The 20,479-nt window shown below is 48.5% G+C and carries 22 protein-coding genes; 11 read left to right on the top strand and 11 right to left on the bottom strand.

Annotated features, from left to right (window positions below; genetic code table 11):
• Window positions 1-18 precede the first annotated feature (18 nt).
• Window positions 19-1,023, bottom strand: coding sequence for a lipopolysaccharide core heptosyltransferase RfaQ (gene rfaQ, locus I6L54_RS01940; RefSeq protein ID WP_005122622.1), 1,005 nt, complete (start codon window positions 1,021-1,023; stop codon window positions 19-21).
• A gap of 280 nt (window positions 1,024-1,303) precedes the next feature.
• Complete coding sequence (locus tag I6L54_RS01935) at window positions 1,304-2,554, bottom strand: O-antigen ligase family protein (protein WP_040231574.1); 1,251 nt, start codon at window positions 2,552-2,554, stop codon at window positions 1,304-1,306.
• 311 nt (window positions 2,555-2,865) lie between these two features.
• On the opposite strand from I6L54_RS01935, the gene I6L54_RS01930 reads away from it, so the two are divergent.
• From I6L54_RS01930 to coaD, 3 genes are all read left to right on the top strand, one after another.
• Window positions 2,866-3,855 carry a glycosyltransferase gene (locus I6L54_RS01930; RefSeq protein ID WP_040231573.1) on the top strand — a complete coding sequence of 330 codons (990 nt, stop codon included), beginning with the start codon at window positions 2,866-2,868 and terminating at the stop codon, window positions 3,853-3,855.
• A gap of 246 nt (window positions 3,856-4,101) precedes the next feature.
• Complete coding sequence (gene waaA, locus I6L54_RS01925; RefSeq protein WP_040231572.1) at window positions 4,102-5,379, top strand: lipid IV(A) 3-deoxy-D-manno-octulosonic acid transferase; 1,278 nt, start codon at window positions 4,102-4,104, stop codon at window positions 5,377-5,379.
• An 8-nt stretch (window positions 5,380-5,387) separates the two neighbouring features.
• Window positions 5,388-5,867, top strand: coding sequence for a pantetheine-phosphate adenylyltransferase (coaD, locus tag I6L54_RS01920; protein ID WP_005122615.1), 480 nt, complete (start codon window positions 5,388-5,390; stop codon window positions 5,865-5,867).
• Between the two features lie 48 nt (window positions 5,868-5,915).
• Here coaD and mutM read toward each other — a convergent pair whose 3' ends face one another.
• The 4 genes from mutM to radC all read right to left on the bottom strand — a co-directional run bounded on the left by mutM (window position 5,916) and on the right by radC (window position 8,134).
• Window positions 5,916-6,725 (bottom strand): bifunctional DNA-formamidopyrimidine glycosylase/DNA-(apurinic or apyrimidinic site) lyase, encoded by an 810-nt coding sequence (gene mutM, locus I6L54_RS01915; protein ID WP_005122614.1) that lies wholly within the window; start codon window positions 6,723-6,725, stop codon window positions 5,916-5,918.
• A gap of 98 nt (window positions 6,726-6,823) precedes the next feature.
• A complete protein-coding gene (gene rpmG, locus I6L54_RS01910) occupies window positions 6,824-6,991 on the bottom strand; it encodes a 50S ribosomal protein L33 (RefSeq protein ID WP_003024094.1) in 168 nt (55 codons plus the stop codon).
• A 22-nt stretch (window positions 6,992-7,013) separates the two neighbouring features.
• On the bottom strand, window positions 7,014-7,250 hold the full coding sequence (gene rpmB / locus I6L54_RS01905) for a 50S ribosomal protein L28 (RefSeq protein ID WP_002436699.1): 237 nt from the start codon (window positions 7,248-7,250) through the stop codon (window positions 7,014-7,016).
• Between the two features lie 218 nt (window positions 7,251-7,468).
• Entirely contained in the window at window positions 7,469-8,134 is a 666-nt protein-coding gene (gene radC / locus I6L54_RS01900; RefSeq protein ID WP_005122612.1) for a RadC family protein, read from the bottom strand.
• A 172-nt stretch (window positions 8,135-8,306) separates the two neighbouring features.
• Between radC and coaBC the strand changes: the two genes are divergently transcribed.
• From coaBC to slmA, 3 genes are all read left to right on the top strand, one after another.
• Window positions 8,307-9,527, top strand: a complete 1,221-nt coding sequence (gene coaBC / locus I6L54_RS01895; protein WP_137378496.1) for a bifunctional phosphopantothenoylcysteine decarboxylase/phosphopantothenate--cysteine ligase CoaBC — start codon at window positions 8,307-8,309, stop codon at window positions 9,525-9,527.
• The gene (dut, locus tag I6L54_RS01890) at window positions 9,505-9,963 is read left to right on the top strand and encodes a dUTP diphosphatase (RefSeq protein ID WP_040231570.1); all 459 of its coding nucleotides are present in this window, start codon (window positions 9,505-9,507) and stop codon (window positions 9,961-9,963) included. The genes coaBC and dut overlap by 23 nt, the downstream gene beginning before the upstream one ends.
• A gap of 116 nt (window positions 9,964-10,079) precedes the next feature.
• Window positions 10,080-10,676, top strand: a complete 597-nt coding sequence (slmA, locus tag I6L54_RS01885) for a nucleoid occlusion factor SlmA (protein WP_005122608.1) — start codon at window positions 10,080-10,082, stop codon at window positions 10,674-10,676.
• Window positions 10,677-10,753: 77 nt separating this feature from the next.
• Here slmA and pyrE read toward each other — a convergent pair whose 3' ends face one another.
• Window positions 10,754-11,395, bottom strand: coding sequence for an orotate phosphoribosyltransferase (gene pyrE / locus I6L54_RS01880; protein ID WP_005122607.1), 642 nt, complete (start codon window positions 11,393-11,395; stop codon window positions 10,754-10,756).
• 65 nt (window positions 11,396-11,460) lie between these two features.
• Entirely contained in the window at window positions 11,461-12,177 is a 717-nt protein-coding gene (gene rph / locus I6L54_RS01875) for a ribonuclease PH (RefSeq protein WP_003024054.1), read from the bottom strand.
• A gap of 125 nt (window positions 12,178-12,302) precedes the next feature.
• On the opposite strand from rph, the gene I6L54_RS01870 reads away from it, so the two are divergent.
• Window positions 12,303-13,166: a YicC/YloC family endoribonuclease gene (locus I6L54_RS01870; protein WP_005122606.1), complete on the top strand. Its 864-nt coding sequence runs from the start codon at window positions 12,303-12,305 to the stop codon at window positions 13,164-13,166.
• Window positions 13,167-13,267: 101 nt separating this feature from the next.
• Here the strand turns inward: I6L54_RS01870 and I6L54_RS01865 are convergent, their stop codons facing one another.
• Window positions 13,268-13,708, bottom strand: a complete 441-nt coding sequence (locus I6L54_RS01865) for a hypothetical protein (protein ID WP_040231568.1) — start codon at window positions 13,706-13,708, stop codon at window positions 13,268-13,270.
• Between the two features lie 13 nt (window positions 13,709-13,721).
• Window positions 13,722-14,393 (bottom strand): hypothetical protein, encoded by a 672-nt coding sequence (locus tag I6L54_RS01860; RefSeq protein ID WP_040231567.1) that lies wholly within the window; start codon window positions 14,391-14,393, stop codon window positions 13,722-13,724.
• Window positions 14,394-14,837: 444 nt separating this feature from the next.
• Here I6L54_RS01860 and I6L54_RS01855 point away from each other — a divergent pair, with 444 nt between their 5' ends.
• Window positions 14,838-15,455 (top strand): trimeric intracellular cation channel family protein, encoded by a 618-nt coding sequence (locus tag I6L54_RS01855; protein ID WP_003024049.1) that lies wholly within the window; start codon window positions 14,838-14,840, stop codon window positions 15,453-15,455.
• Here I6L54_RS01855 and ligB read toward each other — a convergent pair.
• Window positions 15,452-17,131, bottom strand: a complete 1,680-nt coding sequence (ligB, locus tag I6L54_RS01850; RefSeq protein ID WP_040231565.1) for an NAD-dependent DNA ligase LigB — start codon at window positions 17,129-17,131, stop codon at window positions 15,452-15,454. The two genes, I6L54_RS01855 and ligB, sit on opposite strands and share 4 nt — an antisense overlap.
• A 261-nt stretch (window positions 17,132-17,392) precedes the next feature.
• Here ligB and gmk point away from each other — a divergent pair, with 261 nt between their 5' ends.
• From gmk to spoT, 3 genes are read left to right on the top strand one after another with little or no spacing between them, the layout of a single operon-like run.
• Window positions 17,393-18,016 (top strand): guanylate kinase, encoded by a 624-nt coding sequence (gene gmk / locus I6L54_RS01845; protein WP_005122601.1) that lies wholly within the window; start codon window positions 17,393-17,395, stop codon window positions 18,014-18,016.
• Window positions 18,017-18,070: 54 nt separating this feature from the next.
• A complete protein-coding gene (gene rpoZ, locus I6L54_RS01840) occupies window positions 18,071-18,346 on the top strand; it encodes a DNA-directed RNA polymerase subunit omega (protein ID WP_000135058.1) in 276 nt (91 codons plus the stop codon).
• Between the two features lie 18 nt (window positions 18,347-18,364).
• A complete protein-coding gene (gene spoT / locus I6L54_RS01835; RefSeq protein WP_005122599.1) occupies window positions 18,365-20,479 on the top strand; it encodes a bifunctional GTP diphosphokinase/guanosine-3',5'-bis pyrophosphate 3'-pyrophosphohydrolase in 2,115 nt (704 codons plus the stop codon).

The raw sequence follows: 20,479 nt of genomic DNA, 5'->3' as shown, positions 1-20,479 counted from the left end.
ATATATCCGGATGCTTTATTAATCGAGTTTAGGTAACCGTGATGCTATGGCTGCAATCACGTCTTCCGCAGGTATAGCAGATAAATATTTCTTACTTCGATCAAGTTTTTCACGCACAGGCATTGGTTGGTAATCACCAGCCCAAAATTGAACCACATCATCAGACCATGGTCGCCAGGCGATATGATCGGTGGCGCCGAAAAGACAAATGATGGGGGTTTTAACAGCTGCAGCAATATGCATCGGGGCAGAGTCAACACCAATAAAAAGTACGGCATGATCAATTAATGCAGCAAGCTCAGGGAATGTTGTCTTCCCGGCAATTTCAGTTAAAGGTTTGGTTTCACATGCCCTGGCAATCTCATCGACGCAGGCAATATCGCTGGCACCGGGTCCAGAAGTCAGTACAACCTGATACCCCAAATGATGTATCGCATCAATCACCAGGGAGAATCTATCATTCTCCCACGACTTGAATTCTTGTCTCGCCGTAGGCTGTATAACAACATACTTCTGGGTATCAACCTGAGGAAGTTTTTTCCGGACAGATTGCCAGACTTGCTCACCATAAACCATTTTCAGTATCGGGACTGATTCTTTTAGATTTAATGGCGTCAACACAGACAAATTACGTTCAACCCAATGATCGCCACTTAGAGGAACGTGATGAGTAAAACTGTCGCGCCAGAATTTCTTATTTCTGTGCGAGAAATCATGTGTCAACTTTATTGGGCAATCCAAACAACGACACAGTAAGGCAACTATCCACTGATCGGTAAGATTGACCACTAAATCATAATGATTACCACGTAGTGCCTTGGTTAGCGCTAAGAAATTTTTTGCTTTCTCAAAAGCAGAGCTCTTTTTATTTTTTATGCCATACAAAGCATGGATATCGGGGTTTTCAGATAAAATAGGAATGGTGTCTTCGTAGAGTAAAACATCAATATCAGCATCAGGATAATTTTTTTTAAGCGTGCTGATGACCGGTGTGGTTAGCAACATATCGCCGTGAAAGCGCATTTTTATTACCAGGATCTTTTTCACACTATACCCTTTCAGGTTATTGTTAATTTTCAAATCACGCTACCGCCCCAGGCTCAACAGCTACCTGTGTACTGCAGATCACACCATCTTATTTTATCGCTTATATTATACCACTATTCACTTGACAATTCGATATCTATGGGAATTTTCTATGTGAATTAGAGAAAAATGAATACTTACAATATATGAGACTATTTATCATATTATGAAAATTGAGCCTATATTCTCAACTACGTTACATAGGCTCATTTTAATGTTAATTCATTAATTTTCCTGACTCATTTTTGTCATACAACATCAGGATAGCTATGCTGTATAATAAAAAGACATTTATGAACATCTTTTCAAATAGACAATATACCAGAATATAGCCAACAAGAGAGCACAGTAATGAAATGCTAAAAATATCTTTTTGGCTTCTGGCTCGAATATATATGTCTTTAAATGTAATGAAAAAAGCCGCAGTAAATAAGAAGAGACCAATTGCCCCAACATTATAAAGAATTATTATAAAAAATGGTTCATCTATATTATAGCCTTTGTTCCGCTCAGAATATACCCCGCCATTTTTCGGCGCATTATGGTCCTCTAAATATTGATTGTATGTAGAATTTCCATATCCAATACCAAAGGCGGCATTGTTTATATTTTCCATTACTAAAGGGAAACGGTCTAAGATGATTTCATCACGACTGGATGTGACGTTATTCATTTGCAGAGTTTGATCGACTTTCATTTTTACCTGACCCACAGTGTTGTAGGCCCCGACAAGCAAAGCAACCATTATAAATAGCAAGCCACAGGTAGCAGCCATAAATCTCTTGATAGTTTTACTCACCAGAAATGAAATCAGGAAAATCTCTACAACAACTGCTAAGATCCCTGCCCGACTCCCGGTGTATGATAAAAAGACAAACGCAAGCGCAGAAATGATATATAATACTGTCTTCAGGAAGTGATTCTTGAATAAGATCGCCCCTGTTAATACAAAAGGAAATAGCATAACAACATAGAATGCGAAACCATAGCGAAGCTGTAGATACAGTTCCTGCGGGTTATTTTTTATAATTCTTAAAATCGGCACTACTAAGACAATATAGGATAGAGTAAGTATCGCCCCAATGACAAAGACCCGTCTCAGTGAGGTTATATGCTTACTGAATGCTCCAAAAAATAACATCATCACTAACGGGTAACGCCAGTCTTTTATCAATATAATAAAGGCATCAAGAGATTTATCTTCATAGGTGAAAAACACAATACAAAAAACACACCACAACGTGAAGAGTAACAATAACTTTCTCTTCTGTATGAGATCAAGCACAATATTTTTAATATCTATTTTATTGGCTTTAATATAGTAAATAGATAAAACTACAGCGAGCACAGAGGTCATATTTAGCACCCCTTGATTATCTATCGTAAATAACCCAAAAATCATTAAAACCAATACAACTTTGCTTAAAATCAAGATATTACTATTTTGACTGTATCTTACTTGATTCATAAAATTCAAATCTCACTTCTTCAAATTGCCTTGTTAATCAATAACAAACACTCGCTCGCACGATTTATGGGGCATATCTTATTATATAACATCGTAAAAATCCCCCATTAATTTTAGTCTCTTCCTCTCACGGTGTACCTTCATTCTAATCACAAAAATATTTTCACATAACACAATGATTAATAAAGAAAATTTAGCCACCAAGTATCTCTTTCCTTCCTTTACAGTTTGTTCTATTCTATGCCGACAGGAGAGCCATTTTGTCTTACATAAACACGCGTGCGCTCTGAAAGAATCAAAAGGAAAAGGATGTGAAAGAAAATATAGTAAAATATATTAAAAATGCACATATTGAAAATGACGATAAAAAAAGTACATGCATCAATATTACCTATGGCGCTGACAGACCCTTTCTTTACGGTACGGGCGTTTCAATTACATCGGTACTTTTAAATAATCGGGATCTGAACTTCCATTTCCATATTTTCACTAATTATCTTGATGAACATCAACTTCATCTTTTTTCTGTCCTGGCAAGCCAATACAATACCCGCATTACGTTTTATGTACTGGATGATAATGAATTAAAAAATCTACCTACTGCATCTAAGGCATGGAATTATTCGATCTACTTCAGACTTATTGCAATCGATTATTTTGCCGATAAACTCAGCAGCATTATATATCTTGACTCTGATATTATATGTAAAGGAAGCCTTACCTCGTTACTCACGGAAGAATTTAATGGCAATGTATTAATGGCTGTCCATGATAGCTTTGTCGATACGTCTGCTGTTGCCGGTATCAATCCAGGCCTGTACTTCAACTCAGGCTTCATGTATTTTAATCTTCCAGAATTAAAAGATACTAATTTGACTCTACAGGTCATTTCAAAGGTCAATGAAAACCGTTTCTCACATCCCGATCAGGATGCGTTGAACGTCCTCTTCAATGATCGCGTAAAAATTCTTGACCATAAATTCAATTCATTCTTTAACATTGATACGTTAGCCAGGAAAGGGGGGGATGCCTTTAAAATCACATCACAAACGGTATTCATTCACTATGTCGGCGTCACTAAACCCTGGCATGACTGGGCGCAATATTATGCTGAAGTCAAATACTTCAAAATCGCCAGAGATAATTCACCGTGGAAAGATATTCCTTTATTGGCACCCACTACGTATAAACAGCTATCGCGAAAAAGCACACATTTAAAACACAATGGTCATCTCCTCGGTGCTTTTATTTTCTATGTTAAGTATTTAGTTAACAAATACCAAACACAGAAAAAACGCTAATGTATTGATATTATTGTCTTTTCAGGAATGGCTATGTTTCTGGCATATTCTATAAAGAGATCGGTTTTTATGACCATAACCATTCCGTTTTTAGCCTTCCACTGCAGAGATTACCAAGCGGGGCAACACAACTCAGGCCCCCTTTCTCGTGATCCGTACAGTTTCCTCAAAAAATCAGCAAAAATGATGGTAAAGCCATAGTTAAATACATAGAATCCCCAGCACATCCATAAGCCAGCTACTATTATGCTTGAATTGCTTTACACCGCCCTTTTCTACCTTATTCAGCCTCTAATCTGGATACGGCTTTGGGTGCGCGGACGTAAAGCTCCGGCGTACCGTAAACGCTGGGGTGAACGTTACGGTTTTTATCGCCGCCCACTGAAACCAGGCGGCATCATGCTCCATTCAGTTTCCGTAGGTGAAACGCTGGCAGCAATCCCCTTAGTCCGCGCTCTGCGACATCGTTACCCGGATTTGCCGATCATGGTAACCACCATGACGCCAACCGGTTCTGAGCGCGTGCAATCTGCTTTTGGCACAGACGTTCAACATATCTATCTTCCCTATGATTTACCGGATGCGTTGAACCGCTTCCTGAATAAAGTTGACCCCAAACTGGTGTTAATTATGGAAACCGAGCTCTGGCCAAATCTGATCGCTGCACTGCATAAGCGCCACATCCCGTTGGTCATAGCCAACGCGCGCCTTTCTGCTCGTTCAGCCGCTGGCTACGCTAAATTAGGGAAATTTGTTAGCAGGCTATTACGCCGCATTACGCTGATTGCTGCACAAAACGAAGAAGATGGCGCTCGCTTCATTACATTGGGTGCCAGAAGCAATCAGGTCACCGTCACCGGCAGCCTGAAGTTTGATATTTCTGTCACCCCACAGCTGGCCGCTAAAGCGGTTACGTTGCGACGCCAGTGGGCACCGCATCGCCCGGTATGGATTGCGACCAGCACGCATGACGGGGAAGAAAGCATTATCATCGCTGCTCATCAGGCGCTGTTACACCAGTTCCCGAATCTTTTATTGATTCTGGTTCCCAGACATCCTGAGCGCTTCCCGGATGCCATCAACCTCGTACGCCAGGCTGGTCTAAGCTTTACCACACGTTCTTCAGGCGAAGTGCCGTCCTCAAGTACCCAGGTGGTTATCGGCGACACGATGGGTGAGCTGATGCTGCTGTACGGAATTGCCGATCTTGCTTTTGTCGGTGGCTCTCTGGTTGAGCGTGGTGGACACAACCCACTGGAAGCAGCGGCACATGCCATTCCCGTATTGATGGGCCCGCATACCTTTAACTTCAAAGACATTTGCGCCCGACTGGAACAGGCAAGCGGGTTGATCACCGTCACTGACGTCACCACGCTGGTGAAAGAGGTTTCGTCCCTTCTGACCGATGAAGATTATCGTAATTTTTATGGTCGCCATGCTGTTGAAGTACTGTATCAAAATCAGGGCGCGCTACAGCGTCTGCTGCAGCTGCTGGAACCTTACCTGCCACCCAAAACGCATTGAGGGCTGTCATGCAAAAACGGGCGATTTATCCAGGAACCTTTGATCCCATTACTAACGGCCACCTCGATATCGTGACGCGTGCGACAAGCATGTTTGATCACGTGATCCTGGCAATTGCCGCAAGCCCCAGTAAAAAACCGATGTTCACACTGGAAGAACGCGTTCAGCTGGCACAGCAGGCAACGGCGCATCTTGGTAATGTAGACGTCATGGGATTTAGCGATTTAATGGCAAACTTTGCCCGCGATAATCAGGCTAATATTCTGATTCGCGGTCTGCGTGCCGTGGCTGATTTTGAATATGAAATGCAGTTGGCGCACATGAACCGCCACTTAATGCCTCAACTGGAAAGCGTCTTTTTGATGCCTTCTAAAGAGTGGTCGTTTATTTCATCATCGCTGGTTAAAGAAGTCGCCCGCCACCAGGGTGACGTGACCCACTTCCTGCCAAAAAATGTTCATCAGGCGCTGATGGATAAGCTGAAGTAGCGCTTTAGCCGGGTAAGCCGACAATGTTTATCCGGCCTGCAATGAATGTTATTTCTGACAGCGACGGCAGTAGAACGTCGTTCGCTGAGCGTGCTTAGTTGCAACGATTGGCGCTCCGCATACGCGGCAAGGCTCACCTTCACGTCCATAAACCTGTAATTCCTGAGCAAAATAGCCTGGCTTACCGTCACTTTGCAGAAAATCTTTCAGCGTCGTTCCACCCTGCTCGATAGAGCGCAGCAATACAGCCTTAATAACACGTACCAGCAGCCCACACTCATCTTTCGACAGCGATGATGCCAGGCGGTCAGGATGAATGCCAGCCGCAAAGAGAGACTCACTGGCGTAGATATTTCCCACCCCCACCACCAGCTTGTTATCCATCAGCCAGGGTTTTATTGCCGTTTTCTTCTTCGCGCATTTCTGCTGGAGATAAGCGGCGTTGAAATCGTCGCTCAGCGGCTCAGGGCCAAGATGGGCGAGGACATTATGTCCATCCAGTTCTTTCGTCCACAGCCAGGCGCCAAAACGCCGGGGATCGGTATACCGTAGGACTTTGCCATTACTCATCACTAAGTCGACGTGATCATGCTTTTCTGCGGGAAGTTCTTCAGGAAGAATACGCAGACTACCCGACATCCCCAGATGAATGATAATCCAGCCATCCGCCAGTTCCAGCAGCAGGTATTTCGCGCGGCGCTGTACGCTCAGTACAGGTTTATCGCTCAGGCGATAGATTTCCTCAGATACTGGCCAGCGCAAACGACCATTACGCACAGTGGCGTGTAGAATCGTCGCCCCTACCAGATGCGGCTCAATACCACGGCGACTGGTTTCGACTTCAGGTAATTCAGGCATAGCATCTCCGGCGCTGTATCAGGTCTCATTAATATGGGGACGGCCAGAAAACAAAAAACCCCGCCGAGGCGAGGTTTTTTGCTACATCGAATCTAAAATTATTTGATTTTAGCTTCTTTGTACAGTACGTGCTGGCGTACAACTGGATCGAATTTTTTCAGTTCCAGTTTTTCCGGCTTAGTACGTTTGTTCTTCGTGGTGGTGTAGAAGTGACCTGTACCAGCAGAAGAAACCAGCTTGATTTTCTCGCGAATACCTTTAGCCATGATTTATTTCCTCTTTAAGTACTTAGTACTTTTCGCCACGGGCACGCAGTTCAGACAGAACTGTATCGATGCCTTTCTTATCGATTACACGCATACCTTTAGCAGATACGCGCAGGGTGACAAAACGCTTCTCGCTCTCAACCCAGAAACGGTGAGAGTGCAGGTTCGGCAGGAAACGGCGTTTAGTCGCGTTCAGTGCGTGGGAACGGTTGTTACCGGTCACCGGACGCTTGCCAGTAACTTGGCAGACTCGGGACATGTCTATTCTCCAAAAATCAAATTAGCTCGAGCTTCGTATGGGGTATCGGCGCCTCGTCAGGCTTTACAGCCCGGTCATCGCATAGTTCTAAGTGAACTCTCGATTGCCAGGCCCAAATGCCAAACCCGAGATTCTCAAAGGTGGCGTAGTATACGCTGACCCGGCGTTATGCTCAAGTCCCGAACAGACAAAGATCCCGATGGATCGCGTAAAGTGCGTTAAATCCAACCGCGTTCCGCAAAAGAAACGTACTCTCCGCGCCCAATGACCAGATGATCAAGCACCCGGATATCCATGAACTGACAGCATTTCACAACACGCTCGGTGATGAGTTTATCTGCTTTGCTCGGCTCTGCACAGCCTGAAGGGTGATTATGCGCAAGGATCACTGCGGAAGCATTCATTTTTATCGCTTCGCGGACAATTTCTCGCGGATGTACCTCGACGTGGCTAATCGTACCGGAAAAAAGTTTACTGTGTTTAATCACGCGATGTTGAGAATCCATAAAGATCACAAAAAAGATCTCGCGTTCCTCTTGCGAGAGCTGGCTTTGCAAAAATTCACGCGCCATTTCCGGGCTAAGTATCGCGCGCTCCTCAATCACCCGTACGTTGTAGTAACGCCTTGCCAGTTCCGCTATCCCCTTCAGCTGCGCATACTTCGCGATACCGATACCCGGAACATAGCTGAATTCCATGTAATCAGCAGACAACAGGCCATACAGCGAATCAAAATGCTGCAGCATCTCTTTCGCCAGCGTCAGCACATCTTTACCCAGCATCCCGGTGCGTAAAAAAAGAGCCAGTAGCTCAACGTCGGTCAGCGAGCTGGCTCCCTGCGCCAACAGCTTTTCCCGAGGCATTATACGTCCTGTATTTTCCATGCTTTTCCCCTCCTTTCGCGTCCGCATAGTGGCATAACGCCAACGGTGAATCGACGCTCTGTTATCAGTTCTTCGTAGCGCCTCGCAAACTGGATCGCGGGCAAAAGCGCGACACATTGCGGATTGTGATAAAATATCCGCCTTCTGGTGAAACCCAACAGGAAAGATCATGATGAGCCTGGCCGGTAAAAAAATCGTACTTGGCGTCAGTGGCGGTATTGCTGCGTACAAAACCCCTGAGCTGGTGCGTCGTTTACGGGAACGCGGCGCTGATGTTCGCGTGGCAATGACTGAGGCGGCAAAAGCGTTTATTACTCCTCTGAGCTTACAGGCAGTTTCGGGTTACCCCGTTTCCGACAGCCTGCTTGACCCCGCTGCCGAAGCCGCGATGGGTCACATTGAGCTGGGGAAATGGGCCGATTTGGTTATCCTGGCTCCTGCGACGGCAGACCTGATTGCTCGCGTTGCCGCCGGGATGGCCAACGATCTGGTCTCTACGATTTGTCTGGCAACACCCGCGTCTGTTGCCGTGCTGCCGGCCATGAACCAGCAGATGTACCGCGCTGCCGCTACCCAGCACAATCTGGGCATTCTTGCCTCGCGCGGTTTGCTCATTTGGGGCCCTGACAGCGGTAGCCAGGCATGTGGCGATGTCGGTCCTGGCCGTATGCTGGATCCCTTAACAATTGTGGATATGGCGGCAGAACATTTTTCACCTGTCAAAGATCTGCAACATCTCAACATCATGATTACGGCGGGTCCGACGCGTGAACCACTTGATCCCGTGCGATATATTTCCAACCATAGCTCCGGGAAGATGGGATTTGCTATCGCGGCCGCTGCAGCAAAACGCGGGGCAAACGTCACGCTGGTATCAGGTCCGGTTTCGTTGCCCACGCCGCCATTTGTCCAGCGCGTTGATGTGATGACCGCGCTGGAAATGGAAGCCGCCGTGCAATCTGCGGTGCAACAACAGCATATTTTTATCGGCTGCGCCGCAGTCGCTGATTACCGCGCTGAAACTGTCGCCCATGAGAAAATCAAAAAGCAGGCGACGCAGGGCGATGAATTAACAGTAAAAATGGTCAAAAACCCGGATGTTATTGCCGGCGTTGCCGCACTGGATGCTAACCGGCCTTTTGTCGTTGGGTTTGCCGCCGAAACAAATAATGTGGAAGAATATGCCCGACAAAAACGCCTCCGCAAAAACCTTGATGTGATTTGTGCGAACGACGTTTCGCTGTCTACTCAAGGATTTAACAGTGACAGCAACGCATTACACCTTTTTTGGCAGGATGGAGATAAAGTCTTACCGCTTGAGCGCAAAGAACTCCTGAGCCAATTATTACTCGACGAGATCGTGACCCGTTATGATGAAAAAAATCGACGTTAAGATTCTGGACCCGCGCGTAGGGCAACAATTTCCGCTCCCGACGTACGCCACCTCTGGTTCTGCCGGACTTGACCTGCGTGCTTGTCTTGAGGATGCCGTAGAACTGGCGCCAGGCGCAACAACGCTGGTGCCTACCGGGTTAGCCATCCATATCGCCGATCCTTCTCTGGCGGCGGTGATGCTCCCGCGCTCCGGGTTGGGCCATAAGCACGGTATCGTACTGGGCAATCTGGTCGGTTTGATTGATTCCGACTACCAGGGCCAACTGATGGTATCCATCTGGAACCGTGGTCAGGACAGCTTCACTATTGAGCCAGGCGAACGTATCGCGCAGATGGTATTTGTACCGGTCGTGCAGGCTGAATTTAATCTGGTGGAAGAGTTTGAAGCCACCGATCGTGGCGAAGGTGGCTTCGGCCATTCCGGGCGCAAGTAACCCGCAGAAAAGTATCCCACAGCGTAATAACGCAATAACATACCGCAAACAGTCGTTTGCGGTCGCTGTGTGGATGCCTGCCTGGCAAGAGCTTATTTTCAGGGGTATTTTGTAACATGGTAGAAAAGCAAACTGCGAAAAGGAATCGTCGCGAAGAAATACTTCAGTCTCTGGCGCTGATGCTGGAATCCAGTGATGGAAGCCAGCGTATCACGACAGCAAAACTGGCAGCCTCTGTGGGCGTATCCGAAGCGGCATTGTATCGCCATTTTCCCAGCAAGACTCGCATGTTCGATAGCCTGATTGAGTTTATCGAAGATAGTCTGATTACCCGTATCAATCTGATTTTGAAAGATGAAAAGGACACTAACGCGCGCTTGCGTCTAATCGTTCTGTTGATTTTAGGGTTCGGTGAACGTAATCCCGGCCTGACGCGAATTCTGACCGGACACGCGTTGATGTTCGAACAAGACCGTCTGCAAGGCCGCATTAACCAGCTGTTTGAGCGAATTGAGTCACAGCTACGCCAGGTTCTGCGAGAAAAAAGAATGCGCGAAGGTGAAGGCTACACCGTGGATGAAACGCTGCTGGCCAGCCAGTTACTGGCTTTCTGCGAAGGTATGCTATCCCGGTTTGTACGTAGCGAATTTAAATACCGCCCAACGGATGATTTTGACACCCGCTGGCCGTTAGTTGCCGCTCAATTGCAGTAACACAGCCGTCCACCTTATCAGGCCTGCGCAACCCGTAGGCCCGGTAAGCTTAGCGCCACCGGGCAATTCAAAAGCGATTAAACCCCAAACTCTTCGCGATACGCCCGTACTGCGGCCAGGTGTTCTGCCATTTCAGGTTTTTCTTCCAGATAGGCAATCAGATCTTTCAGGGTAATGATAGAAATCACCTTGCAACCATAATCGCGTTCCACTTCCTGAATCGCTGAAATCTCGCCGCGACCGCGTTCCTGACGATCGAGAGAAATGAGTACCCCTGCCAACGTCGCGCCATTTGTCTGGATTATCTCCATGGATTCACGAATCGCAGTACCGGCAGTGATCACGTCATCCACCAGCATGACACGCCCCTCAAGTGCGCTACCGACCAGATTGCCACCTTCACCGTGGGTCTTCGCCTCTTTACGGTTAAAGCAGTACGGCAAATCTTTATCGTGGTGTTCAGCCAGCGCAACGGCCGTTGTAGTCGCAATCGGAATACCTTTGTACGCTGGGCCAAACAGCAAATCGAACTCAATACCGGAATCCACCAGCGCTTCGGCGTAAAAACGGCCTAACAGAGCCAGGTCGCGCCCGGTATTAAACAGTCCGGCGTTGAAGAAATAGGGGCTTTTACGCCCGGATTTCAGCGTAAACTGGCCAAACTTTAGTACCTGCTTGCTAAGCGCAAACTCAATAAACTGGCGCTGATACGGTTTCATGGATTCGCTCCTCATCTCACTTTATTACAGACAAAAAAAAGGCGACTCATCAGTCGCCTTTAAAATCAATTTTCTAACGCCGCCTTCTGCGTCGCTACAATGGATTCGATTCCCCCTCGGGCCAATGCCAGTAGGGTGAGTAGCTCTTCGTGGCTGAACGGCTCACCTTCTGCCGTACCTTGCACTTCAATAATGCGACCGTCTTCGGTCATCACCACGTTCATGTCGGTCTCTGCGGCAGAATCTTCAACGTACTCGAGGTCACAGAGCGCTTCACCGTTAACAATACCCACGGAAACCGCCGCAACCATCCCCTTCATCGGGTTAGTTTTCAGTTTCCCGCTCGCGACCAGCTTGTTCAGCGCATCAGCCAACGCAACACATGCACCGGTGATTGATGCGGTGCGCGTACCGCCATCTGCCTGAATAACATCGCAGTCCAGCGTAATGGTGAACTCGCCAAGAGTTTTCAGGTCAACTGCGGCACGCAGCGCACGCGCAATAAGACGCTGAATCTCCATGGTACGGCCACCCTGCTTACCTTTCGCCGCTTCACGCGCGTTACGGGTATGCGTGGCGCGAGGCAGCATGCCGTATTCTGCGGTGATCCATCCCTGGCCCTGGCCTTTCAGGAAACGCGGAACACCTTCATCAATAGACGCGGTGCACAACACTTTGGTATCACCAAATTCGACCAGCACGGAGCCTTCAGCGTGTTTTGTATAATTACGGGTCAGGGTGACGGGACGCACCTGATTGGCACTACGACCTGCTGGACGCATGATAAAATCTCCGGCTTGAAACGAATGTGGCTGCGCATTATACGGACTTCCGACTGTTATTCCTATCCTGACAAGACGTGGATGGCTATAATCCTCCCATCTCATCTTTAAAAACAGGAACGTCTATGATCCGCAGCATGACCGCTTACGCCCGGCGTGAAATCAAGGGTGAATGGGGTAGCGCTACCTGGGAAATGCGCTCGGTAAACCAGCGTTATCTGGAAACTTATTTTCGCCTGCCGGAGCAGTTCCGTAGTCTCGAACCCGTGGTTCGCGAGCGTATTCGCACGCGTCTGACGCGCGGTAAAGTCGAATGTACGCTGCGTTTTGAGCCTGATGCCAGTGCACAAGGCGAGCTGATTCTGAATGAAAAACTCGCTAAACAGCTCGTTAGCGCTGCTAACTGGGTCAAAATGCAGAGTGATGAAGGTGAAATTAACCCGGTTGATATCCTGCGTTGGCCTGGCGTAATGGCAGCCCAGGAGCAAGATCTGGACGCCATTGCCGCCGAAATCCTCGCCGCGCTTGACGGTACGCTGGATGACTTCGTCGTCGCGCGTGAAACCGAAGGTCAGGCGCTAAAAGCGCTGATCGAGCAGCGTCTGGAAGGCGTCAGCGCTGAAGTCACCAAAGTGCGCGCACATATGCCGGAAATCCTGCAATGGCAGCGCGAGCGTCTGGTCGCCAAACTGGAAGATGCTCAGGTGCAGCTGGAAAATAACCGCCTTGAGCAAGAGCTGGTGCTGATGGCACAGCGTATCGACGTGGCTGAAGAACTGGATCGCCTGGAAGCTCACGTCAAAGAAACCTACAACATTCTGAAGAAAAAAGAGGCGGTTGGCCGTCGTCTGGACTTCATGATGCAGGAATTCAACCGTGAGTCGAATACTCTGGCATCGAAGTCTATCAATGCCGAGGTGACTAATTCCGCGATTGAACTGAAGGTATTGATCGAGCAAATGCGCGAGCAAATTCAGAATATCGAGTAATTTTGAATATCATCCCTATGCTATCGTAACGTACTAGATAGCCTGCTCAATGCAGGCTATCCGTACCGCCAGTAAGTGCTGACTTATATAAAATTGAATACTTATTTATCTGGCATATATTTGTCGTTATAAATACTCTTCAGAATATCAATCCGAACAGCATTACTGCTGTTCATATTCACGACTGTCAGTACTTCATCGGAGCCCCTGAGACGCCAGCATTCCGCCTCAACATCGCATTTTACCTGTTTTTCATAGCCCGCCATTGAGAGATATTTACTAATCCTCCCCGTATTACTGGTATCATGGAACGTCACACTCCATACATCAGCCTTAGGACCAGAAATGTTCGTATAATTAAAGTCATACACTTGGGATATTCTCGGCATTTTTTTTAAAACTTGAGGAGTATAATAATCATATTTGTCTTTATCAAACTCTGTATATTGTGCGTTACCAGCAAGTCTCATTTTAATATTAGGACAGAAATAAGAACTGCATATAGCTATTATCATCAGCACTATTATGACTGCCTGTTTCATATGTTTCCCTTTTTTACCAGTTAACGACCGTTCCATCTCTGGAAACTATTTTAACGTTACCAGAACTAAAGTCGCTGTAAGGTATCACTGTTCTCATGAATGAGGGTAAAACACCTTTTACAGGAAGAGCTAAAGCTGATTTCATCGGATCGGGAAATAAAATCGGTTGGAATGAGGTGTTTTTAAAAGAACCGATTGGACCATAATAATCCCAACGTCTGAGGGCTTCCTCTTTGCTGACGGGCTGCAATAGCGGGAATGGGTTACTATATGAGACTACGCGGTAGAACCCCAGCAAATCGGATACTAAATCCTCACCACTGAAACCGCTGTCGGTGTAAAGATAAAAGGGGAAATTTGACTGTAAACCTTCAAAACGATGAGCAAGCGCCATCATCATGGAAAGCGCTATACTATATCGTTCAAATAAACTTCGCCCTTTTCTAATTCTCCATCTGATGAACTTCCCAATTGTGAGCCCTCCTCTTCCCATACTTTGAGTGTATTTTACATCGTAATAATCCTTTCCTGAATGCTCGCCTTGGTGCATATCCGAGAGTAACTTTCTGACATCATCTCCTCGAGCATGTCCCATATCTATCCACCCCAAAACTTCGGTGTAGATTTTCCCACTTCTTAAATTTCCAGCCTCTCTGCCATCCTGAATTTCCTCTCTTACGCTCATGTCTATCACTCCGACTGACTAAATGCTGAAGATTTTGCTGTAAATGTGTCTACACGCATAGAAGCGATAGCTGAGGGGGGCATTTTTCAGAATAGAGGCCGCTGAATATCAGAGTTTACTTAGGATGACTTCTCTAATGGCTTCTGGAGTGTCAACTTGTCCAATGGTCGGGGGGGATAGTTTTGTTGAAATACCATACGTGGCTCGCCAGTAAACGGCGGCGCTACGTGCTTTTCCGATGGGCATGTTTATAACTTCTCACTACGCATTATATTTTCTCATCACTTATCACCATCACTAATATCGTTATGCGCACAACATATGGCATTTTCTTCAAACAAGCATTAGCTGTAGTTATTAGAATCACTTCACCTTAGAAAATCTCAATCGTGACAGTGCGCACAAATCGTTAACCTTAGCCCCCAGCAAATCAGGGGGAATAACATGCTGTTACACGTTTTATACTTAATTGGTATTACTGCCGAAGCCATGACGGGTGCACTTGCGGCAGGTCGTCGTCGTATGGATACATTTGGCGTCATTATTATTGCCACCGCGACGGCCATTGGCGGTGGATCAGTGCGCGACATTCTTCTCGGCCACTATCCGCTCGGTTGGGTAAAGCACCCTGAATACGTCATTATCGTGGCGACCGCTGCGGTACTGACCACCATTATTGCCCCCGTCATGCCCTATCTGCGTAAAATATTCCTCGTACTGGATGCGCTGGGCCTGGTGGTCTTTTCTATTATTGGCGCTCAGGTGGCGCTGGATATGGGACACGGGCCAATTATTGCCGTGGTCGCTGCGGTTACCACTGGTGTCTTTGGCGGTGTATTACGCGATATGTTCTGCAAACGCATCCCGCTGGTGTTCCAGAAAGAATTGTATGCCGGCGTATCATTTGCCGCTGCCGTGCTGTACATCGTGCTACAGCATTATGTCTCCAGCCACGATGTCGTAGTTATCTCCACCCTGCTTTTCGGCTTTACAGCACGTTTACTGGCACTGCGCCTGAAGTTAGGACTGCCGGTATTTTACTATCGCCATGAAGGGCATTAAGGCATAAAGCCCGTGATCCGCTGAGCAGCTAACCAGTTGCTCAGCACTGTGACCTCTCGCTCCTCCAGCCACTGCATCATCTGCCGAGCCCGCCGCTCCCCCATAAAAGGAAGCTGCCGCCAGCTTTGTTCACTACGCTCGTGTAACTGCAGCCATGAACCATCCCGACTGGCATTCAACGTAGCCTGTGTTATTGGTATTCCCATAGCAATCAGCCAGCGCGTGAACGGAAGATCGCGTGACAGGTTGAACTGATGCCATAACTTCTCCCCTTTGCTTACACCAAATGTGGACTGTAGTTGTTCCTGAGTTAGCCCAAGCCAGGAAAAGATATGCTCAAAGCGATACGCCTGATGGAGCTCCCGCCATCCCGCCTCGCCGATGCCCTCCAGCCCCAATACATCTTTGGCGCCCAGCCAGACCAGCCTTGCGACAAACTGCTCATAACACTCCGGGGTAGCATAAAAACAGGTTAATGAATTGAAGCGCCCCTCAGGTGGCGTTGGCTTAATACGCTGGGTACTGCGCCACACCACCTCATCTATACGGGGGATCCCTTGTCCGGCGAGGCTTATCAGAATCTGATCGCCAGGCGCGATATCCCATTCATTCCAGCGTCGGACAGAGCCAATATTGACGCGCTGCACCCGCTTATCATCCAGCATGACGGGCTTCAACATAGCAACAACGGCAATTTTCCCACTTTTACCAACTGAAAACTGAATATCTGTAACCTCTGATACCTGAGCCACCGGAGGATATTTCCACGCTGCCAGCCAGTCTCCCTGTCCAGGGAGCCAGTATCGCGCCTGCGGTTCTTTCCCCGATCGCACCACGACACCATCCGTCACAAAAGGGAGCGCCGAAGTCCACCACCTGGCGCGGGCCTGCTCTACGTCGTCCGCATTCTTCACGGCCTGAGTATAGCGCTGCGCAAAACTGAACCCGGCAGCAGTGAGTTGCTCCAACCTTTCCGACATGACCGCCGGACCATCAGGCCAGGCCCAGATAAATATGTTCAGAGAGCGTAATAACTCCGGCGTGTTCTGCCGCATCATCATTCCAGCAACCTTTGAACGGGCGTTCATTCCCCCTCTCTGCTGTTGGATATGCCCTTCCTGCTGCAAAAATATCTCACCCTGCAGAGTACTGTTAGCGAGCTGTCCCTCGGTAATATGGGGTACGGAAGGGATCTGAAGAACCTTTTGCGTCCAGTCTTCACCTTTCAGGCCGTTACCACGGCTAATCGCCTGTATCAGATTGCCGTTGCGATAAACCAGCGTGACCGCCACGCCGTCCACCTTCGGCTGCACCCAGAGATCGCTACGGGCCTGCATCCATTGCTGGAGCGCTTGCTTATCGGCAAGTTTTCGAACTCCCGTGTGGGGAACAGGGTGCGAAACTGTGCCACTTATTGGGGGCGCAGACAGATCGGGTGGGGCTTCATCGACAAAACAACGTTGCCATTGGATAAGTTGCGCATTGAGCTGGTCATAAACGCCGTCGTCTACGGCACTTTCACCCTGTTTCCAGTAACTGTCATTCCACTGTGTTATCTGCTGCTGTAGTCGCGAAATTTCCTCATTTGCCCGGGCAGGCGACCAGACGGGGCAAACCGCCCAGGCGGGTAGATATCCCATTAGCAAAATCACCCCTATGCCTTTCCATAACCTCATGCTACCTCCGCTGAACACTGCGTTTCCCGGCAGATATAGCGCGAAGTGAAAAGGAAACAGAGCGGTAAAAACTCATCCTGCGAGCACCATTCCTGACATTTGCACAAATTGCTGCAAATCGTGGATAAAACAGGAAACTGGTACGCAAAACGCAATAAACATGCGCAAAAAGTGTGACAAAGGCTACGTAGCAAAGCGGCTACGTGTATAATAAGCCCGTATGTAGGCTCTCTTTCGACAATCACATACATTAAGATACTCATGGCTCAAGGCACGCTTTATATTGTTTCTGCCCCCAGTGGCGCGGGTAAATCCAGCCTGATTCAGGCTTTATTAAAAACCCAACCGTTGTATGACACCCAGGTTTCTGTTTCGCACACCACGCGCGCTCCGCGTCCGGGGGAAGTGCATGGTGAACACTATTTCTTTGTGAACCATGATGAATTCAGAACCATGATTGGCAGAGATGCGTTCCTGGAACACGCTGAGGTATTTGGCAATTACTACGGCACCTCGCGTGAGGCAATTGAGCAAGTACTGGCATCGGGCGTCGATGTCTTTTTAGATATCGACTGGCAAGGTGCGCAGCAAATTCGTGAAAAAATGCCGCATGCACGCAGTATTTTTATTTTGCCACCTTCTAAGATTGAGCTGGACCGCCGCCTGCGTGGCCGTGGTCAGGATAGCGAAGAAGTTATCGCAAAACGTATGGCGCAAGCTGTTGCAGAAATGAGCCATTACGCCGAATATGATTATCTGATTGTGAATGATGACTTCGATACTGCCCTGGGCGATTTGAAAACGATCATTCGCGCCGAACGTCTGCGCATGAGCCGCCAAAAGCAGCGTCATGACGCTTTAATCAGCAAACTGTTGGCAGACTGAACCCACATTCAGTATCATGCCCAGTCATTTCTTCACCTGTGGAGCATTTTAAGTATGGCACGCGTAACTGTTCAGGACGCTGTAGAGAAAATTGGTAACCGTTTTGACCTGGTACTGGTCGCCGCGCGTCGCGCTCGTCAGATGCAGGTAGGCGGAAAGGATCCGCTCGTACCGGAAGAAAACGATAAAACTACCGTTATCGCGCTGCGCGAAATCGAAGAAGGTCTGATCAACAACCAGATCCTCGACGTGCGTGAGCGCCAGGAACAGCAAGAGCAGGAAGCCGCTGAATTACAAGCTGTTACCGCTATTGCTGAAGGTCGTCGTTAATCACAAAGCGGGTCGCCCTTGTATCTGTTTGAAAGCCTGAATCAACTGATTCAACACTACCTGCCGGAAGACCAGATTAAGCGTCTTCGGCAGGCGTATCTCGTTGCACGTGACGCTCACGAGGGCCAGACACGTTCAAGCGGTGAACCCTATATCACGCACCCGGTAGCGGTAGCCTGTATTCTGGCCGAGATGAAACTCGACTACGAAACGCTGATGGCTGCGCTGCTGCATGACGTGATTGAAGATACCCCAGCCACCTATCAGGACATGGAACAGCTTTTTGGTAAAAGCGTTGCAGAGCTAGTAGAAGGGGTATCGAAGCTTGATAAGCTTAAGTTTCGCGATAAGAAAGAGGCGCAAGCCGAAAACTTTCGCAAGATGATTATGGCGATGGTGCAGGATATCCGCGTCATTCTCATCAAACTTGCCGACCGTACTCACAATATGCGCACGCTGGGCTCATTACGCCCGGACAAGCGTCGCCGCATCGCCCGTGAAACCCTCGAAATCTATAGTCCGCTGGCACACCGTTTAGGTATTCATCACATTAAAACCGAGCTGGAAGAGCTGGGTTTTGAAGCGCTGTACCCGAACCGCTATCGCGTGATTAAAGAAGTGGTTAAAGCCGCTCGCGGCAACCGCAAAGAGATGATCCAAAAAATCCTCTCGGAAATCGAAGGGCGTTTGCAGGAGGCAGGCATTCCGTGTCGCGTGAGCGGGCGCGAGAAGCACCTGTACTCTATCTACTGCAAAATGGTGCTCAAAGAGCAGCGTTTTCACTCCATCATGGATATCTACGCTTTTCGCGTCATTGTTCATGATTCCGATACCTGCTATCGCGTACTCGGCCAGATGCATAGCCTGTACAAACCGCGTCCTGGTCGCGTGAAAGACTATATCGCCATTCCAAAAGCGAACGGATATCAGTCTTTGCACACCTCAATGATCGGCCCTCATGGCGTTCCGGTTGAAGTACAAATTCGTACTGAAGACATGGATCAGATGGCAGAAATGGGTGTGGCGGCGCACTGGGCTTACAAAGAGCACGGCGGCGAAAGCAGCACCACCGCACAAATCCGCGCTCAGCGCTGGATGCAAAGCCTGCTGGAACTGCAGCAGAGCGCCGGTAGCTCGTTTGAATTTATTGAAAGCGTCAAATCTGATCTCTTCCCGGATGAGATTTATGTTTTCACACCGGAAGGGCGCATTGTCGAACTGCCCGCCGGTGCAACGCCTGTCGACTTCGCCTACGCCGTGCATACCGATATCGGTCACGCCTGCGTCGGCGCACGTGTCGACAGACAGCCTTACCCGCTTTCACAACCGCTGTTTAGCGGTCAGACCGTTGAAATCATTACCGCGCCGGGCGCACGTCCGAATGCGGCATGGCTTAACTTCGTCGTCAGTTCGAAAGCGCGCGCCAAGATTCGCCAACTGCTGAAAAACCTCAAGCGCGATGATTCCGTCAGTCTGGGCCGTCGACTGCTCAACCATGCCCTGGGCGGTAGCCGTAAACTGGCTGAGATCCCGCCAGAGAGCATCCAGCGTGAGCTTGAGCGCATGAAGCTCGCCACGCTTGACGATCTGCTCGCAGAAATCGGTCTGGGTAACGCCATGAGCGTGGTGGTAGCGAAAAACCTCCAGCAGGGCGAAGCAACAGCGAACGTACCGGCACAATCTGGCCATGGTCATCTGCCGATCAAAGGCGCAGACGGTGTGCTGATCACCTTCGCGAAATGCTGTCGTCCGATTCCAGGCGATCCCATCATTGCCCACGTCAGCCCGGGTAAAGGTCTGGTGATTCACCATGAATCCTGCCGTAACATTCGTGGCTACCAGAAAGAGCCTGAGAAGTTTATGGCGGTGGAATGGGATAAAGAGACGGAGCAGGAGTTCATCACCGAGATTAAGGTGGATATGTTTAACCACCAGGGTGCTCTGGCGAACCTGACGGCGGCAATTAACACGACCACCTCCAATATTCAAAGTCTGAATACGGAAGAGAAAGATGGCCGCGTCTATAGCGCCTTTATTCGCCTGACCGCCCGCGACCGTGTGCACCTGGCAAATATCATGCGCAAAATCCGCGTCATGCCGGACGTGATCAAAGTCACCCGTAACCGTAACTAG

Origin of the sequence: Citrobacter pasteurii, from assembly GCF_019047765.1 — a bacterium.
Lineage (GTDB): Bacteria > Pseudomonadota > Gammaproteobacteria > Enterobacterales > Enterobacteriaceae > Citrobacter > Citrobacter pasteurii.
Note: the sequence above shows the minus strand (reverse complement) of the source record. Positions and strands in the feature narration are given on the sequence as shown.

What these genes read in the sequence shown, in the direction of transcription:
- ligB (WP_040231565.1), bottom strand. Translation starts at nt 17,131, where the DNA reads ATGAGGTTATGGAAAGGCATAGGGGTGATTTTGCTAATGGGATATCTA.
- I6L54_RS01935 (WP_040231574.1), bottom strand. Translation starts at nt 2,554, where the DNA reads ATGAATCAAGTAAGATACAGTCAAAATAGTAATATCTTGATTTTAAGC.
- I6L54_RS01860 (WP_040231567.1), bottom strand. Translation starts at nt 14,393, where the DNA reads ATGAGCGTAAGAGAGGAAATTCAGGATGGCAGAGAGGCTGGAAATTTA.
- rpmG (WP_003024094.1), bottom strand. Translation starts at nt 6,991, where the DNA reads ATGGCTAAAGGTATTCGCGAGAAAATCAAGCTGGTTTCTTCTGCTGGT.
- dut (WP_040231570.1), top strand. Translation starts at nt 9,505, where the DNA reads ATGATGAAAAAAATCGACGTTAAGATTCTGGACCCGCGCGTAGGGCAA.
- rfaQ (WP_005122622.1), bottom strand. Translation starts at nt 1,023, where the DNA reads ATGCGCTTTCACGGCGATATGTTGCTAACCACACCGGTCATCAGCACG.
- waaA (WP_040231572.1), top strand. Translation starts at nt 4,102, where the DNA reads ATGCTTGAATTGCTTTACACCGCCCTTTTCTACCTTATTCAGCCTCTA.
- pyrE (WP_005122607.1), bottom strand. Translation starts at nt 11,395, where the DNA reads ATGAAACCGTATCAGCGCCAGTTTATTGAGTTTGCGCTTAGCAAGCAG.
- rpmB (WP_002436699.1), bottom strand. Translation starts at nt 7,250, where the DNA reads ATGTCCCGAGTCTGCCAAGTTACTGGCAAGCGTCCGGTGACCGGTAAC.
- gmk (WP_005122601.1), top strand. Translation starts at nt 17,393, where the DNA reads ATGGCTCAAGGCACGCTTTATATTGTTTCTGCCCCCAGTGGCGCGGGT.
- rph (WP_003024054.1), bottom strand. Translation starts at nt 12,177, where the DNA reads ATGCGTCCAGCAGGTCGTAGTGCCAATCAGGTGCGTCCCGTCACCCTG.
- slmA (WP_005122608.1), top strand. Translation starts at nt 10,080, where the DNA reads ATGGTAGAAAAGCAAACTGCGAAAAGGAATCGTCGCGAAGAAATACTT.
- coaBC (WP_137378496.1), top strand. Translation starts at nt 8,307, where the DNA reads ATGAGCCTGGCCGGTAAAAAAATCGTACTTGGCGTCAGTGGCGGTATT.
- I6L54_RS01870 (WP_005122606.1), top strand. Translation starts at nt 12,303, where the DNA reads ATGATCCGCAGCATGACCGCTTACGCCCGGCGTGAAATCAAGGGTGAA.
- rpoZ (WP_000135058.1), top strand. Translation starts at nt 18,071, where the DNA reads ATGGCACGCGTAACTGTTCAGGACGCTGTAGAGAAAATTGGTAACCGT.
- mutM (WP_005122614.1), bottom strand. Translation starts at nt 6,725, where the DNA reads ATGCCTGAATTACCTGAAGTCGAAACCAGTCGCCGTGGTATTGAGCCG.
- radC (WP_005122612.1), bottom strand. Translation starts at nt 8,134, where the DNA reads ATGGAAAATACAGGACGTATAATGCCTCGGGAAAAGCTGTTGGCGCAG.
- I6L54_RS01855 (WP_003024049.1), top strand. Translation starts at nt 14,838, where the DNA reads ATGCTGTTACACGTTTTATACTTAATTGGTATTACTGCCGAAGCCATG.
- I6L54_RS01865 (WP_040231568.1), bottom strand. Translation starts at nt 13,708, where the DNA reads ATGAAACAGGCAGTCATAATAGTGCTGATGATAATAGCTATATGCAGT.
- coaD (WP_005122615.1), top strand. Translation starts at nt 5,388, where the DNA reads ATGCAAAAACGGGCGATTTATCCAGGAACCTTTGATCCCATTACTAAC.